This is a genomic window from Acidobacteriota bacterium (assembly GCA_020853395.1).
In the GTDB taxonomy this organism is placed as follows: Bacteria; Acidobacteriota; Vicinamibacteria; order Vicinamibacterales; family SCN-69-37; genus JADYYY01.
Genome location: JADYYY010000015.1, coordinates 82,111 through 96,527, shown reverse-complemented (window position 1 = coordinate 96,527; position 14,417 = coordinate 82,111). Strand labels below are relative to the sequence as shown.

Here is a 14,417-nt window from a genome sequence, read left to right as displayed (position 1 = left end):
CGCGCGATGTCGCGCCGCGCCAGCGTTCACGCGGGCGGATTCGCGGTTCGGCGCGAGGCCGCTGGTGCGGCATTGCAGAGACTGCACGCCGAGAGGCATCCGGCGCGTTGCAGATTCGCCGATGCCGGCGGCGCCGAATCCCTCGCCTCGCCGCGCGATCGTGCCGGTAAGATGAACGAAGGACCGTTCATGAGGCCATGGCGTTCGTTGCTGCCCGTGTTCCTCGCGATCGCGTGCGTATCGCCGGCCGCCTCCGCCCAATTGCGCGCGACGCTCGTCGCCAGCGGCTTCGATCGGCCGGTCGCCTTCATCCAGCATCCGACCGATCCGACCGCACAGATCGTCGTTCAGCAGTGGGGGCGGCTGCTCGTCCTGAAGCAAGGCTCGGTGCGCTTCATCGACTTCCTGACGCTCACGAACGAGGTGTCGACCGGCGGCGAGCAGGGTGTGCTCGGCCTCGCCTTCGCGCCCGACTATGCGGTCAGCCGCCGCGTATTCGTCAGCTTCACGAATCGCCAGGGCCACTCCGTCATCTCGCGCTATCGCACGATGACAGGCGACGATCTACGAATCGATGCCGCCACCCGCTTCGACCTCCGGTGGCCCGGCGGCGAGCGCTTCATCCGCCAGCCGTTCGTCAATCACAACGGCGGCCAGATCGCGTTCGGATCCGACGGGTATCTGTACCTGGGTCTGGGCGACGGCGGCAGCGGCGACGATCCGTTCAACCACGCGCAGACCCCCTCGTCCCTGCTCGGGAAGATGCTGCGGCTCGACGTCTCGGTGCCGGACGCGGATCCCGAGGGCTACGACGTGCCGCCAGGCAATCCGTTCGTGGGCCACGCGGGCGTCCTGCCCGAAATCTGGGCGCTCGGGCTGCGCAACCCCTGGCGCTGGAGCTTCGACGATGTGCGGAGGGGCGGGACGGGGGCGCTGATCATCGGCGACGTCGGCCAGGGGGCGTGGGAAGAGGTCGACTATCAGCCGGCAGATGTCGGCGGCCTCAACTACGGCTGGCGCAACCGCGAGGGCGCGCACCAGAACATCGCGAATCCCGGGCCGGCGTCCGCGCCGCTCCAGGAGCCAATCTGGGAGTACCCGTCGAGCACGGGCCGATCGGTCATCGGGGGCTACGTCTATCGCGGTCGCGCGCTCGGCGCCGCGTTCGTCGGGCGCTACTTCGTCGGGGACTTCGTCTCCAGCCGGATCTGGTCGCTCGAGCTGGCGGTCGATCCGGCCACGCGGAAGGCCGCCGCGCGATCGGTGGCGGATCACACGGCCGAGCTCGGCGACGCCGCCGCCTCGCCGTCGAGCTTCGGCGTCGACGCCGACGGCGAGCTCTACGTCGTGAGCCTGACCGGATCGATCTACCGCCTCGAGGGTCCTCCGGGGCAGGCGCCAGCGCCGCCGCCCTCCCCCACCGCTCCGGGGCAGGATGGACCGCGGCGTCAGAACGGCGACAGTCTCGGCAGCGCGAGGAAACGCTAGGCAGACACCGCAATCGGTCTTGACGTCCCCTGCTGGCTGGATAAAGTACGCGCACCCGTACCACACCGCGCGTCGCGCACAGGGAGACTCATGACCAACAGTCGTCGTCTGCTGATCGCCAGCGTCGTCTCCATCGCCACTACTGCGTTTGGGTTCGTCGTCCGCTCGTTCCTGATCACCGAGTGGGGCACGCTCTACAACCTGACGGAAACGCAGAAGGGCGCGCTGTCGGGCGCCGGGCTGTTTCCGTTCGCGGTCAGCATCATCCTCGTCTCGCTCGTCATCGATCGCATCGGGTACGGGCGGGCGATGGCCCTCGCCTGGATCGGCCACGTGGTGTCCGCGGTCGTCACGATGACGGCGGCGAGCTACACGCAGTTGTACGTCGGCACGCTCATCTTCGCCCTCGCCAACGGCACGGTCGAAGCCGTGACCAATCCCGCCGTGGCGACGCTCTACCCGAAGGAGAAGGTCAAGTACCTGAACATCCTGCACGCCGGTTGGCCCGGCGGGCTCGTCGTGGGCGGGCTGCTGTTCATCGCGATGGGCTCGACGTCGTGGCAGCTCAAGGTCGGCCTCTTCCTGCTGCCGGCCGTCGTGTACGGCGTGATGATGCTGGGCTGCAAGTTCCCCGTGCAGGAACGCGTGTCGGCCGGCGTGTCGTACGCCGACATGCTCAAGGAGTTCGGGTGGGCCGGCTGCTTCATCGTGGCCTACTTCGTCGCGGGCGCGGTCGACGCGGTGGCTCAGGGAATCTTCGGCGGGCCCATCCCGACCTGGCTGTTCTACGCCATCGCGGTGGTGCCGACGCTCGTGTTCGCCGCCACCTACAAGAGCTTCGGCCGGCCCGTGTTCGTGTTCCTGCTGCTCGTCATGATCCTGCTCGCCACGACGGAGCTCGGCACCGACAGTTGGGTCACGGACCTGCTCACGCCGATCCTCAAGGGCGACAGCAACTGGGTGCTGGTCTACACGTCGGCCATCATGTTCGTCCTGCGGATCTTCAGCTCTGGCCCGCTCGTCCGGCGGCTCACCCCGGTCGGTCTGCTGTTGGTCTGCGCGCTGCTCGCCGCGGCGGGGCTCGTCCTGCTGGCCAACGCCGGGGCCGCCGCCGGCAGCATCTTCATCGCCGCCACGCTCTACGGCGTCGGCAAGACGTTCTTCTGGCCGACGACGCTGGGGCTCGTCGCGGAGCAGTTCCCGAAAGGCGGGGCCCTGACGCTGAGCGCGATGGGCGGAATGGGGATGATCGCCGTCGGCGTCTTCGGCGCCCCGTTCCTCGGCGCGCTGCAGGACCAGAAGCTCGATGAAGCGCTGAAGGTCTCCGTGCCGGCGGTTCACGCGACGATCGCCGAGGAGCCGCGCTCGTTCCCGCTCATCCGCGGCCTCGGCCATCTCGGCCCGATCTCCGTCGGTCCGTATCAGCCGATCGACAAGGCGAAGCAGGCGGCCCTGCCGGCCGACGAGCAGGCGCAGGTCAACGCGCTCATCGCCGAGCACAAGCAGAAGACCCTCGTCCGATTCGCGGTGCTGCCGCTGATGATGGCCGTCGCGTACGCCGGCCTCCTCGCGTACTTCGCCAGCCGGGGCGGCTACCGGCGCGTGGAGCTGCCCGGCGTCGCGTACGAGGCGCACTGACGTGCCGTTCCTCTTCAAGGAAGAACCGTCGCACTACAGCTTCGACGCGCTGACGAAGGACGGCCGCACGACCTGGACCGGCGTGAAGAACGCGCTCGCGCAGAAGCACCTTCGGAGCGTCCGGAAGGACGACGCGATCTTCTACTACCACACCGGCGACGAGAAGCAGATCGTCGGCATCGCGAAAGCCGCGGGCGACGCCTATCCCGATCCGGCGGACCCGACGGGCAAGGCGTCCGTCGTCGACGTCGTGCCGGTGAAGGCGCTGAGCCGGCCGGTGACGCTCGCCGAGCTGAAGCGCGACGAACGCTTCGCGGACTTCCCGCTCACGCGCCTGCCGCGTTTGTCGGTGATGCCGGTGACCGACCGCCAGTGGGAGGCCATTCTCACGCTCGCGGAGCGAGCGTGAACAGCACGCCGCTGAGCGGCGGCAGCGTGAGCACGATCGACTGCGCGTGACCGTGGGCGCTGATCGGCTCGCTCGGCACGCCGCCGGCGTTGCCGACGTTGCCGCCGCCGTAGTACGCCGCGTCCGTGTTCAGCAGCTCGCGGTAGAAGCCGGGCTCCGGCGCGCCGATGCGATAGCCGGCGCGGACGACCGGCGTCCAGTTGAAGACCGCCACGACGAAATCCTGGGGATCGCGCGCGCGTCGCACGAACGAGATGATGCTCGAGTCGGCGTCCGTGCAGTCGATCCACGAGAAGCCGCCGGGCTCGTTGTCCACGGCGTGCAGCGCCGGCTCCTCGCGATAGAGGCGGTTGAGATCGATCACGGCGCTGCGGATGCCGGCGTGCAGCGGCTCCTGCGCCAGGTGCCAGTCGAGCGACGTGTCGTGCTGCCACTCCCGCCACTGGCCGAACTCGCTGCCCATGAACAGCAGCTTCTTGCCCGGGTGCGCGTACATGAACGCGTAGAGCGCGCGTACGGTCGCCGCCTTCTGCCAGGCGTCGCCCGGGACCTTGTCCATCATGGACCGCTTCCCGTGCACGACCTCGTCGTGCGAGAACGGCAGGATGAAGTTCTCGTTGTACGCGTAGAGCATCGAGAACGTCAGGTGCTGGTGTTCCCATCGCCGGTAGACCGGGTCCTTGCCGACGTAGGTGAGGATGTCGTGCATCCAGCCCATGTTCCACTTGAAGGTGAAGCCCAGCCCGCCGACCCACGTCGGACGCGACACGGCCGGAAACGCCGTCGACTCCTCCGCGATCATCGAGACGCCGGGATGGTGCTCGTGCGCGATGGTGTTCAGCTCGCGCAGGAAGTCGATGGCCTCGAGGTTCTCGCGCCCGCCGTACCGATTCGGCACCCACTCGCCCTCGTGCCGCGAGTAGTCGAGGTAGATCATCGACGCCACCGCGTCCACGCGAAGGCCGTCGACGTGGAACGAGTCGAGCCAGTACATGGCGTTCGAGAGGAGGAAGTTGCGGACCTCGTGGCGGCCGTAGTTGAAGATGAGCGTGCCCCAGTCCTGGTGCTCGCCCTGCCGGGGATCCGCGTGCTCGTAGAGCGCCGTGCCGTCGAAGTGCGCCAGGCCGTGCGCGTCCTTCGGGAAGTGGCCCGGGACCCAGTCGAGGATCACGCCGATGCCGCGCCGGTGACACTCGTCCACGAAGGACCGGAAGTCGTCGGGGGCGCCATGGCGGCTGGTCGGCGCGAAGTAGCCGGTCACCTGGTAGCCCCACGATCCGTCGAAGGGATGTTCCATCACCGGCATCAGCTCGATGTGCGTGAATCCGAGCTCGAGCACGTACGGAATCAGCTCGTGCGCGAGATCCCGCCAGCTCAGCCGCGCATCGCCGTCCTTGCGCCGCCACGACCCGGCGTGCACCTCGTAGATGCTCATCGCGTGGTCGAGCGGGTTCCGCTGGCGCCGCGCGCGCATCCAGTCGTGATCGCCCCAGGCATAGCCGGTCAGGTGCGCGGTGACCGACGCGCTGCGCGGCGGGTGCTCGGCCGCGAGCGCGAACGGATCGGCCTTGACGAGCGGCGGCCCGGCCGGCGTGTGGATCTCGAACTTGTACCGCACGCCTTCCGACACACCCGGCACGAAGCCTTCCCAGAGGCCGCTCACGCCAAGGCTGCGCAGCGGAGCGACCCGCCCGTCCCACCCGTTGAAGTCGCCGACGACAGACACGCCGCGAGCGTTCGGCGCCCACACCGCGAAGCTGTAGCCGGCGATGCCGTCGCGCTCGCACGGGCGCGCGCCGAGCTTCTCCCAGGCGCGCAGCCACGTCCCCTCGCCGAACAGGTACGCCTCGTAGTCGGTGATGACCCGGTCGGAGTTCGACATTGAACGGACTCTGTCAAAAAGCACGCAGGTCGGCAAGTCGCGCCTCGTGCCGGCGCGCGCGGTGAGATCCGATCACGCGTCGAGCCAGGACCGCACGAGCGCGGAGACGCCGGCGCTCCGGCCGGCGATGGTGAGCTGGTTCGTGGACCGCGGCGTGTACGGCCGCCCATCCCGGTGCTCCACGCGGCCGCCGGCCTCGGTGAGGATCAGCGCCGGCGCCGCGTGATCCCAGGGCAGCAGGCGGTAGTACACGACGAAGTCGGCGTCGCCCTGCAGGACGGCGGTGTACTCGATCGCCGAACAGCCGGAGAACGGCCCGGCGGCGAATCGGCCCTGCACGCGCGCCAGCACCGCATCGCGCAGGGCCTCCGGCATGAAGCGGATGCTGAACGTGCCTCGTACGGGACCGCCGCCGCCGCTCGGCGCGTGAATGCGCGTGCCGTCGAGATACGCGCCGCTCCCCGACTCGGCGACGAACACGCGGTCTCGCGCGGGCAGCACGATCCACGCGGCGCGCGCCTCGCCCGCCACGACGAGGCTGACCATGATCCCGAATCGATCGTCGCCGCGCGCGAAGTTCTTCGTCCCGTCGATCGGATCCACGATCCACACGGGCCGGTCGTCGTCGAGCAGCGCGAGCACGTCGGGACGGCCGTGCGCCAGCTCCTCGCCGATCAACCGCGCCCCCGGGGCCAGCTCGCCGAGCCGCTCCGCCAGCGCCGCCTCCGCCTCGCGATCGACGACCGTCACCATGTCGTCGGGATAGCCCGGCGTGAGCTTCGTTTCGATGTCCGCCTCGCCGAGCTGACGAAAGCGCCGCAGCACGACGTCGCGCCCCACGGCCTCGATGGCGCGGGTCACCGCGTCGATGTCGATCTCGTTCACGGCCTGCGAGTGTACGCTCACCACGAGCCGTGCGGCGATCCGCCGGCCGCAGACGCCCCGTCAGTCGCAGGCTCACGGCTGACGGACGGGATCGACGCCCCGGTGCCGGCCGGCTCGAACGGCCGGCTCGATGCACGCTCGTCCTCGGCCGCGAAGAACTGGCGTTCGCGCTGTCGCAGTCGCTTGTAGCGCCGGAACGCGTCGCGCTGCGGCTCCAGCCCGAGCCACGTCCGCAGGCGCATGCCCCTGAACGTGTGGCGCATCATCCGGATGGCGTGCCGGCCGACGAACCACGGATCGTGAACGAGCACCGGCGGAAAGTGCCGCGCCTTCATCCACCGCTCGGCGCGCCAGCGCATGAACTCGATCTCTTCCGCCTCCATCGACGTCGTCTTCACCACGGCGGTCGTCCCGTCGTACGCCTCGACGTCATGGTCGACAATGAGCCCGCGGCCGGCGAAGTCGCGCGTCATCGGCGTGCCCGGATATGGCGTCGGGTGCTGGATGTAGGGCCAGTCCACGAACCGGCGCGCGAAGGCCAGGTTCGCCTCGATCGCCTCGCGCGTGTCGTCCGGGTTGCCGACGATGAGCCCGCCCACCACGAACATGCCGTGGCGCCGGATGAGCGTGACGGCACGCATCGTCGCGCTGCCCACGGTCCGTCCGTGCTCCCGCGCCGCGTTCTTCGCCCGCGCGCCGAGGAACCCGAGGTCCTGGTCGATCACGTTCTCGATCCCGAGGAACACGTACCGGAAGCCCGCACGCCGCATGGCCGCCGCCAGCTCGTCACCGCCGGCCGCGACGGCGCTCGTCATGCCCTGCACCAGATAGTCCACGTCGTTCAGGCCCGCGGCAGCGATCGCGTCGCAGATCCGCCGGAACCGGCTGGCGTTGAGCGTCACGTTGTCGTCGACGATGAAGATCGTGCGGGCGCCGCGGGCACGCGCGTCCGCGATGTCGGCCACCACCCGGTCGATCGACCAAGTCTCGAAGTTCCGGCCGCGCATCTCGATGATCGAGCAGAACGTGCAGTCGTACGTGCACCCGCGCGACGTTTCGACGATGTCGATCGGGCGGCCGAGGAAGGTGTAGCCGCGGAGCACGCGCGCCGCGCGGTTCGGCGGCCGGATCTCCGCGTCGAGATCACGGCGCACCGGGCGGCGCGGCGTGCGCACGAACCGGTCGCCATCGCGGTACGACAGCCCGTCGATCGCCGGCAACCGCCCGTGTCCCTCGTAGGCGCGCAGCAGTTCCCGGAACGTGATCTCACCCTCGCCGAGGACGATGGCGTCCACGTCGAATCCGGCGCCCTCGTAGATCTGCGGCGCCAGGCTCGGGTCGTACCCGCCGACGACGATGCGGGCGTCCGGCCGGAGCGCCCGCACGAGCGCGACGATGCGGCGGGCCGTGTGGCGCTGAAACGTCATGACCGACAGGCCGACGACCTGCGGGTCGACGTCGCGGACGAGCCGCCGCACCGTCCCGGGCACGTCGTCCTGGGCCAGCACGAGGTCGGCGACGGCCACGCGATGGTGCGGATCGACGTTCCCGGCGAGCGATGCCAGCGCGCCGTTCGGCATCCGCATCGTCAGCGAGGGCGTGTGCTCGAACGAGTCGGGCATCGAGAAGAGCAGGACGTTCATCGCGTTGGCCCTGGGGACAGGATCACGATACACCCCGACGGGGCCGACGGGGGCCGACCGGCACGGCGCGCGCGACAGGTCCAAGGCGCGCACGTCGCTGGCCCTCTTGCCCTGTCGGGGGCATTACGGCGTTCCCTGTTATGATGACGGCACTTGACGTAATGGCTGCAGAGAATCCGTTCGTCTACGGCGAGGTCGTGCCGGCCGGGGCGTTCGTCGGGCGCGATGCGGAGCTCGACCGGCTGACGGCCGACCTGGCCTCGGGCCAGAAGGTGTTCCTGATCTCGCCCCGCCGCTACGGGAAGTCGTCGCTCATCCGCCAGGCGTGCGCGGCGCTCGCGCGACGCAAGGTCGCCACCCTGGAGTTCACCGTCAGCAGCTTCAGCTCGTACGTCGCGTTCCTCGAAGGCTACGCGCGCGCGGTCGTCGCGCTCGACCGGCAGGCCCGCGAGGTTCCGGGCTGGCTGAGCGCGTTCTTCCACGCCGCGCGGCCGGAGATCCGCGTGTCGCCGGGCCGCGGCCTCACCCTCGGCTTCCCCGCGATCCGCACGCCGCGCGACGCGGCGCGGCTGGCCGAAGAGGTCTTCGCGCTGCCCGGCGAGCTCGCGCGCCGGATCGAGCGGCCGGTCGCGATCGCGCTCGACGAGTTCCAGGCGATCGCCGGCTTCCCCGGCACGAGCGTCGAAGAGGCGCTGCGCGCGGCGGTCCAGCGGCAGCGCGACGTCGGCTACGTGTTCGCCGGCTCGGAGCCGAGCCTGATGGAGCAGATGATTGGGCCGAAACGCCCGTTCTACAAGGCCGGCCCCGTGATGCGGCTCCAGAAGATCCCGCCGGCGCTCTTCGCGCGCTTTCTCGAGCAGCGCTTCCGCGCCACCGGCATGACGCCGGCCGACGGCCTCGGCGCCGCCATCGTCGATCTCGCCGGCAACCTGCCGTACGACGTGCAGCGTCTCGCGCACGAGACCTGGGACGACGCGCTGGCGCTGAGACGACGGAAGGTGGGGCTCGAGGATCTGCACGCCACGCTGCACCGGCTGCTGACCGAGCAGGATCCGCTGTTCGAGGCCATCTGGCAGCGGCAGACGCTCGCTCAGCGGAGCGTGCTGCGGGCCGTGGTCCTCGAGCACGGCGCGGGCCTGCTTTCGGCCGAGACGCGCGACCGCCATCGGCTCGGCGGCGCCTCCAGCGTCCAGGCGGCGCTCGCGGCGCTCCAGCGCGACGATCTGATCACCCGCGAGCAGAACCGGTACGTCGTGGTGGACTCGCTCATGCGCGAGTGGGTCGCGCGAAGGACCTACTGAGCGAGCCGCGACGCACGCGCTGCAGCGGCTGATCGCTCGCCGGTCGCCCAGGAAAAGCACGAATCGGCACCGAGACGACGGCGACGAGCGTCGCCGATCGGCCGGCTCGGCTACACTGGTGTCCGATGCATCCCTGGCACGACTGCTACGTCGACGACTCGGTCATCGAGACCGCTTTTCCCGTCGTCATCGAGATCCCGAAGGGCAGCAAGAACAAGTACGAGCTCGACAAGGAGACCGGCCTGCTCCGGCTGGATCGCGTCCTGTACTCCGCCGTCTACTATCCGGCCGACTACGGCTTCATCCCGCGGACGTTCTGCGACGATGGCGATCCGCTCGACGTGCTGGTGCTGGGACAGGAGCCGGTGTACCCGCTGACGCTGGTGGACGCCCGGGCGATCGGCGTCATGCGGATGCGCGACGAGAAGGGCATCGACGACAAGATCGTCGCGGTCAGCGTCCGCGATCCGACGTTCGCCGGCTACACCGACAAGGACCAGTTGCCCAACCACGTGCTCGTGCAGGTGCGGCGGTTCTTCGAGGATTACAAGGCGCTCGAAGACAAGCAGGTGGTCGTGCAGGACATGCTCGGCCCGAGCGAGGCGCTGACCATCATCAAGGACGCCCTCGAGTTCTATCGCAAGCTCCGGCGACGCGAGCTGTCGAAGTACTGACCGGCCGGCGTCAGCTCAGCGTCGGATACCGCTCGAGCGGCCCGACGAGCGGCGCCGCGTAGTCGACGAAGGCGGGCCCCACGTCCTGGCCGTCGGCGCGGTCGACGATCCATTCGAGCGGCAACCGGCGGGCCACGCCGGCCACTTGCTCGAGCGGCACGAGGTCCGACGTACTCCGATACACCGGCGCCACCAGGCGCTCGAGCGACACCATCACGTTGGCGGCGCCAGCGTACGCCGCCCGCACCGCCGCACGCCCGCAACCGCGCGCCTCGCGCCAATCCACCTCCGACCGGGAGGCCGCCGACGCGCGCCCGAGAATGCCCGGCTTCTCGCCGCGCGCCTTGAGGCCGAGCCGCTCGGTGACGAGCAGCGCGAGCCGGTGCGCGAGATTCGTGGCCAGCGGGCCGCGCGAGCTCATGCGCACGTCGGCGCCGAACGGCTCGCCCCGTTCGTCGAGCTGGCCCTCGCACACGACCACGACGCAGCGGTTCAGCCGCGAGTACACGCGCTCGACGTCGCCGAGCAGGCGGTCGAGCGGCAGCGGCCGTTCCGGGAAGTACACGAGATGCGGCGCGTCCTCGGCGTCGTCGCGGACGAGCGTCGTCGCCGCGGCGATCCAGCCGGCATCTCGCCCGAGCACCTCGATCACCTGGACCTGCGCAGGCAGCGCGCGGTTGTCGGCGCCGATGTCGCGGACGGCCTGCGCGAAGAACCGCGCGGCGGAGCCGTAGCCCGGCGCGTGGTCGGTGGCCGCGAGATCGTTGTCGATCGTCTTCGGCACGCCGATGACCGCCAGCGGCTGCCCGGCGGCCGCCGCGAGCGCGCCGATGTGCTGTGCGGTGATCATCGAGCCGTTCCCGCCGGTGTAGAGCAACGCGTCGATGTCCCGGCTGCGGCACACGGACAGGACGCGCTCGAGCTCCGCCGCGTTCACCGCGCGACGCGAGGTGCCCAGCACCGACCCCGGCGCGGCGGCGACCGCGTCGAGCGCGCGCCGGTCCATGGTCGAGAGATCGACCAGGTCGCCGCGCATCAGCCCGTCGATGCCGAACCGTGCGCCGTAGATGCCCCGCGCCCGATGCCGGCGCGCTTCGTCGACGATGCCGACGAGGCTCGCGTTGAGCACGGCGGTCGGACCGCCGCTGTGGGCCACGACGAGCTTCACGGGCCGGTATGGTAGCGCGACGGACGCGCCTCGCGGCCGTCGCACCTCGCGTCAGCGCCACGGCGGGGCACCCAGCAGCCGATGCGATAGTGTGAGCACGATGAGAGGCCGAGTCGGTGCGGTCCTGCTGCTGGCCGCGGTGAGCACGATCGCCGCCACGGCGCAGGACCGTTGGTTCGGCGGCTTCGACGCGCTGCGCGCGCCGGTACGTCCGGCGACGAACGTCGCCTACGACGGCCGGTTCGCCTTCGTGAGGCTCTCCTACCAGACGCTGCCCGGCGGCTACTGGTACCGCGGCCAACCTGCCTGGTCGCACGGCTACCCGACGTCCGAGCGGAACCTGATGGAGATCCTGCAGGCGGTCACGAGCCTGACGCTGCACGTCGAGGAGACCAGCGTGCTGTCGCTCGAGGATCCAGCGATCTTCCGCTACCCCGTCCTCTACATCATCGAGGTCAGTTGGTGGCAGATGACCGACGCCGAGGCCGCGAACCTGCGCGCCTACCTCGACAAGGGCGGCTTCGTCATCGTCGACGACTTCAAGACCGAGCAGTGGCGCGGCGGCCGTGGCTGGGCGCAGTTCGCCGACAACATGGCCCGCGTGCTGCCGGCGGCCCGGTTCGTGGATCTCGACATCTCGCACCCGATCTTCCACCAGTTCTTCGAGATCACGTCGCTCGAGATCTTCCCTCAGGCCTACAATGCCGGCCGCCCGATCTTCCGCGGCTACTTCGAAGGCAACGACCCGGCGAAGCCGATGCGGATGTTCGTCGACTACAACACCGACATCTCGCAGTTCTGGGAATGGTCGGGCCGCGGCTACCGGGCCATCGACGAGACGAACGAAGCCTACAAGATGGGCGTCAACGCGATCCTGTACGGGTTGATGCACTAGAGCGGGCGCCGGGGCGGTCCTGGCGCGCAGGCCGCGCCGGGCGGCCGACACCGGTCCGGACGTACTCATCACGCCTGCGACGGCGACCTCTTGATTTCCGCCGTCCTGTAGCCGGCGCGACGTACGCCGGGCTCGATGTCGGGCCAATCCACGGCACCGCACCGCCACCAACTGAGGTCCACTCCCCGCTGACGCACGCGTCGCCGCCGCGTTGGCACGGTTCCGGTTGCCCGCGGCGCGGTTCAGCGGCGAATTCGCACGATTCAGGAGGAAAGATCGGCGCGCTGGAAGCCGCGCATGCGCCTTCTGCCGCCAGTGCAGCGCGGTGAGCACCGAACGATCGACGGTGAGCGGCGAGCGATCCACGGTAAGGCGCCGCTGCGGCGCAGAATTCAGAGTGATTCAGGGACACCTTCAGGACTTCAGGTGCGAGCGGCGCGACCATGCCGCCCAAGGAGGCAACAGCATGGCTCGCAACGTGAAGCAACGATACGAGATGTTCCTGAAGATCCCGGATGTCGGCGTGACGCACCGAGCGTTGTGTCCGACGCATCACCGGCCGGCAAGGCACTCGCGGCGCTGACAGCCGCCGTGGGCGACGTCGATGCCATCACCACCCCTGAGGCTCGTGCCTATTGCCGCCCGCCTGCTGGTGCGGCTCCACCGCGACCGCCGCCACGCATCGGCTCGACCGTCGGTGGTTCGGGCGGCGCAGGTGCCGGTGGGACGGTGCCGCCGAGCTTGAACGCCCACAGGCTGTCTCCGGGCGCTGACATTTGATAGCCGCGCGTGCCGCCAGCCAGAATCGCGACGTACTGCTCACCGCCGACTTCGTAGCTCACCACCGGCGCGTTCGCGCCCGCGCCGGTCTGGAAAGACCACAGCTCATCGCCGTTCTTCATGTCCCAGGCGATGATGCGCCCGTCGGGCTCACCATGAAACAGGAGCCCGCTGGCGGTGCTCAAGAGCCCGCTGCCGCCTCCAATCGGGTATTTCACCTTCTTCTGCCACACAATCCGGTTGGTCGCCGGATTCATCGCGGTCAGCGTGCCCGAGCGCGAGGCCATCGGAGGCCGCGAGAAGCTGCCCTGGTGCGTGAAGGCGGAATGGATGATCGATCCCGGCACGTAGAGCAGGTTCGTGGCCGGGCTGAAGCTCATCGGTGCCCACGTCATGCCGCCCTGCGTGCCGGGCGCGATCACCACGGGCTCGTCGAAGTACGGCGTGAAGATGCAGCCGCTCTTCATCCCTGCCGGCACGCTGGCCGGCTCAGGGCAGGTCGGCACGTACGAATCGCCAATCGGGAATGGCTGCGTCCGGGCCGTCTTGATGCGAGGCTCCTGCGGAACCTCACGCTCCTCGATCCCGATGAGCGGTTCACCGGTGACTCGGTCGAGGATGTACATCAACCCGGTCTTGCCGGTGTGCATCAGGATGCGGCGCGGCTGCCCCTGGTACATGATGTCAGCCAGCACGGGAGAGACGACGTTGTCGTAGTCCCACACGTCGTGATGCACTTCCTGGAAGTGCCACTTGTAGGCTCCCGTCTCGAGATCCAGCGCGACGACGGACGCCGTGAAGAGGTTGTCGCCGCCGCGCACCGAGCCATCGAAGTCGGGCCAGGCGTTGCCGGTCGCGACGTAGACCATACCGAGGGCGGGATCGAGCGCGGGATGCGTCCAGACGGGCGCGCCTCCCCGCTTCCAGGATTCGCCCTCCCACGTCTCATTGCCCCTTTCACCGGGGCCGGGAACGAGGAAGAAGCGCCACGCTTCCTTCCCGGTGTTCGCGTCGAACGCGCCGAAGAAACTTCGCACGCCGGATTCGCCGCCGGCGATGCCGATGTAGACGAGGCCGTTGTGGTAAATGGGCGGCGCCAGCGTCGCGCCGGCCTCCGCAAACGCAATCTTCCACAACGTCGAGCCGTCCTTCGCGTCGAGCGCCATCAGCGTGCTCCCGCCGGCCGAGGCGAACACCTTGCCCCCGCCGACTGCGACGCCGCGGCTGACACTGCGGCCGCCGCCCTCTTCAGGCCGGCGCTTCCACTTCACGGAACCAGTCGCCGCATCGAGAGCCATGACGCCGCCGCCGGGCTCGGCCGGGATGTACATCACACCGTCGATGACGATGGGCGTGCCCTGCAGGCTGCCCGGCGTCTTGTCCATCACGTTCACGGTCCAGGCGCCGCCGAGCCGGCCGATGTTCGCCGGCGTGATCTGCCGGAGTGTCGAGTACCGTTGGTTGCCGAAATTGCCGCCAGGCAACGGGAAGTCCGCGGTGGGTGGGGCAGCGAGATTGCCCTGTCCACGCGCGGTCCACAGTGCCGCACCAACGAAGAGCACTGTCAGCGTCAGTCTCGACAAAGCGTGAGGAATCATGAGGCGGCTCCAGAGTGGCAGGCGGCAGTATCGCAACGCGCACGGCGCGAGCTCGC

General features: G+C 69.5%; 11 protein-coding genes. 6 read left to right on the top strand and 5 right to left on the bottom strand.

Annotated features, from left to right (window positions below; translation table 11 throughout):
* Window positions 1-189: 189 nt before the first annotated feature.
* From IT184_14415 to IT184_14405, 3 genes are all read left to right on the top strand, one after another.
* On the top strand, window positions 190-1,488 hold the full coding sequence (locus IT184_14415) for a PQQ-dependent sugar dehydrogenase (GenBank protein MCC7009997.1): 1,299 nt from the start codon (window positions 190-192) through the stop codon (window positions 1,486-1,488).
* A 90-nt stretch (window positions 1,489-1,578) separates the two neighbouring features.
* On the top strand, window positions 1,579-3,126 hold the full coding sequence (locus IT184_14410; protein MCC7009996.1) for an MFS transporter: 1,548 nt from the start codon (window positions 1,579-1,581) through the stop codon (window positions 3,124-3,126).
* A gap of 1 nt (window position 3,127) precedes the next feature.
* Window positions 3,128-3,535 carry an EVE domain-containing protein gene (locus IT184_14405; GenBank protein ID MCC7009995.1) on the top strand — a complete coding sequence of 136 codons (408 nt, stop codon included), beginning with the start codon at window positions 3,128-3,130 and terminating at the stop codon, window positions 3,533-3,535.
* Here IT184_14405 and glgB read toward each other — a convergent pair.
* From glgB to IT184_14390, 3 genes are all read right to left on the bottom strand, one after another.
* Window positions 3,513-5,417, bottom strand: a complete 1,905-nt coding sequence (glgB, locus tag IT184_14400; protein MCC7009994.1) for a 1,4-alpha-glucan branching protein GlgB — start codon at window positions 5,415-5,417, stop codon at window positions 3,513-3,515. The genes IT184_14405 and glgB overlap by 23 nt on opposite strands.
* Window positions 5,418-5,489: 72 nt before the next feature.
* Entirely contained in the window at window positions 5,490-6,323 is an 834-nt protein-coding gene (locus tag IT184_14395; GenBank protein MCC7009993.1) for an inositol monophosphatase, read from the bottom strand.
* Window positions 6,320-7,945: a B12-binding domain-containing radical SAM protein gene (locus tag IT184_14390; GenBank protein MCC7009992.1), complete on the bottom strand. Its 1,626-nt coding sequence runs from the start codon at window positions 7,943-7,945 to the stop codon at window positions 6,320-6,322. The genes IT184_14395 and IT184_14390 overlap by 4 nt, the downstream gene beginning before the upstream one ends.
* A 161-nt stretch (window positions 7,946-8,106) precedes the next feature.
* Between IT184_14390 and IT184_14385 the strand changes: the two genes are divergently transcribed.
* Entirely contained in the window at window positions 8,107-9,246 is a 1,140-nt protein-coding gene (locus IT184_14385; GenBank protein ID MCC7009991.1) for an ATP-binding protein, read from the top strand.
* Window positions 9,247-9,371: 125 nt separating this feature from the next.
* Entirely contained in the window at window positions 9,372-9,920 is a 549-nt protein-coding gene (locus IT184_14380; protein ID MCC7009990.1) for an inorganic diphosphatase, read from the top strand.
* Window positions 9,921-9,930: 10 nt separating this feature from the next.
* Here IT184_14380 and IT184_14375 read toward each other — a convergent pair whose 3' ends face one another.
* A complete protein-coding gene (locus IT184_14375) occupies window positions 9,931-11,088 on the bottom strand; it encodes a diphosphate--fructose-6-phosphate 1-phosphotransferase (protein ID MCC7009989.1) in 1,158 nt (385 codons plus the stop codon).
* Window positions 11,089-11,188: 100 nt separating this feature from the next.
* On the opposite strand from IT184_14375, the gene IT184_14370 reads away from it, so the two are divergent.
* Window positions 11,189-11,983 (top strand): DUF4159 domain-containing protein, encoded by a 795-nt coding sequence (locus tag IT184_14370; protein MCC7009988.1) that lies wholly within the window; start codon window positions 11,189-11,191, stop codon window positions 11,981-11,983.
* Between the two features lie 632 nt (window positions 11,984-12,615).
* Here the strand turns inward: IT184_14370 and IT184_14365 are convergent.
* On the bottom strand, window positions 12,616-14,361 hold the full coding sequence (locus IT184_14365) for a PQQ-binding-like beta-propeller repeat protein (GenBank protein ID MCC7009987.1): 1,746 nt from the start codon (window positions 14,359-14,361) through the stop codon (window positions 12,616-12,618).
* Window positions 14,362-14,417: the final 56 nt, after the last annotated feature.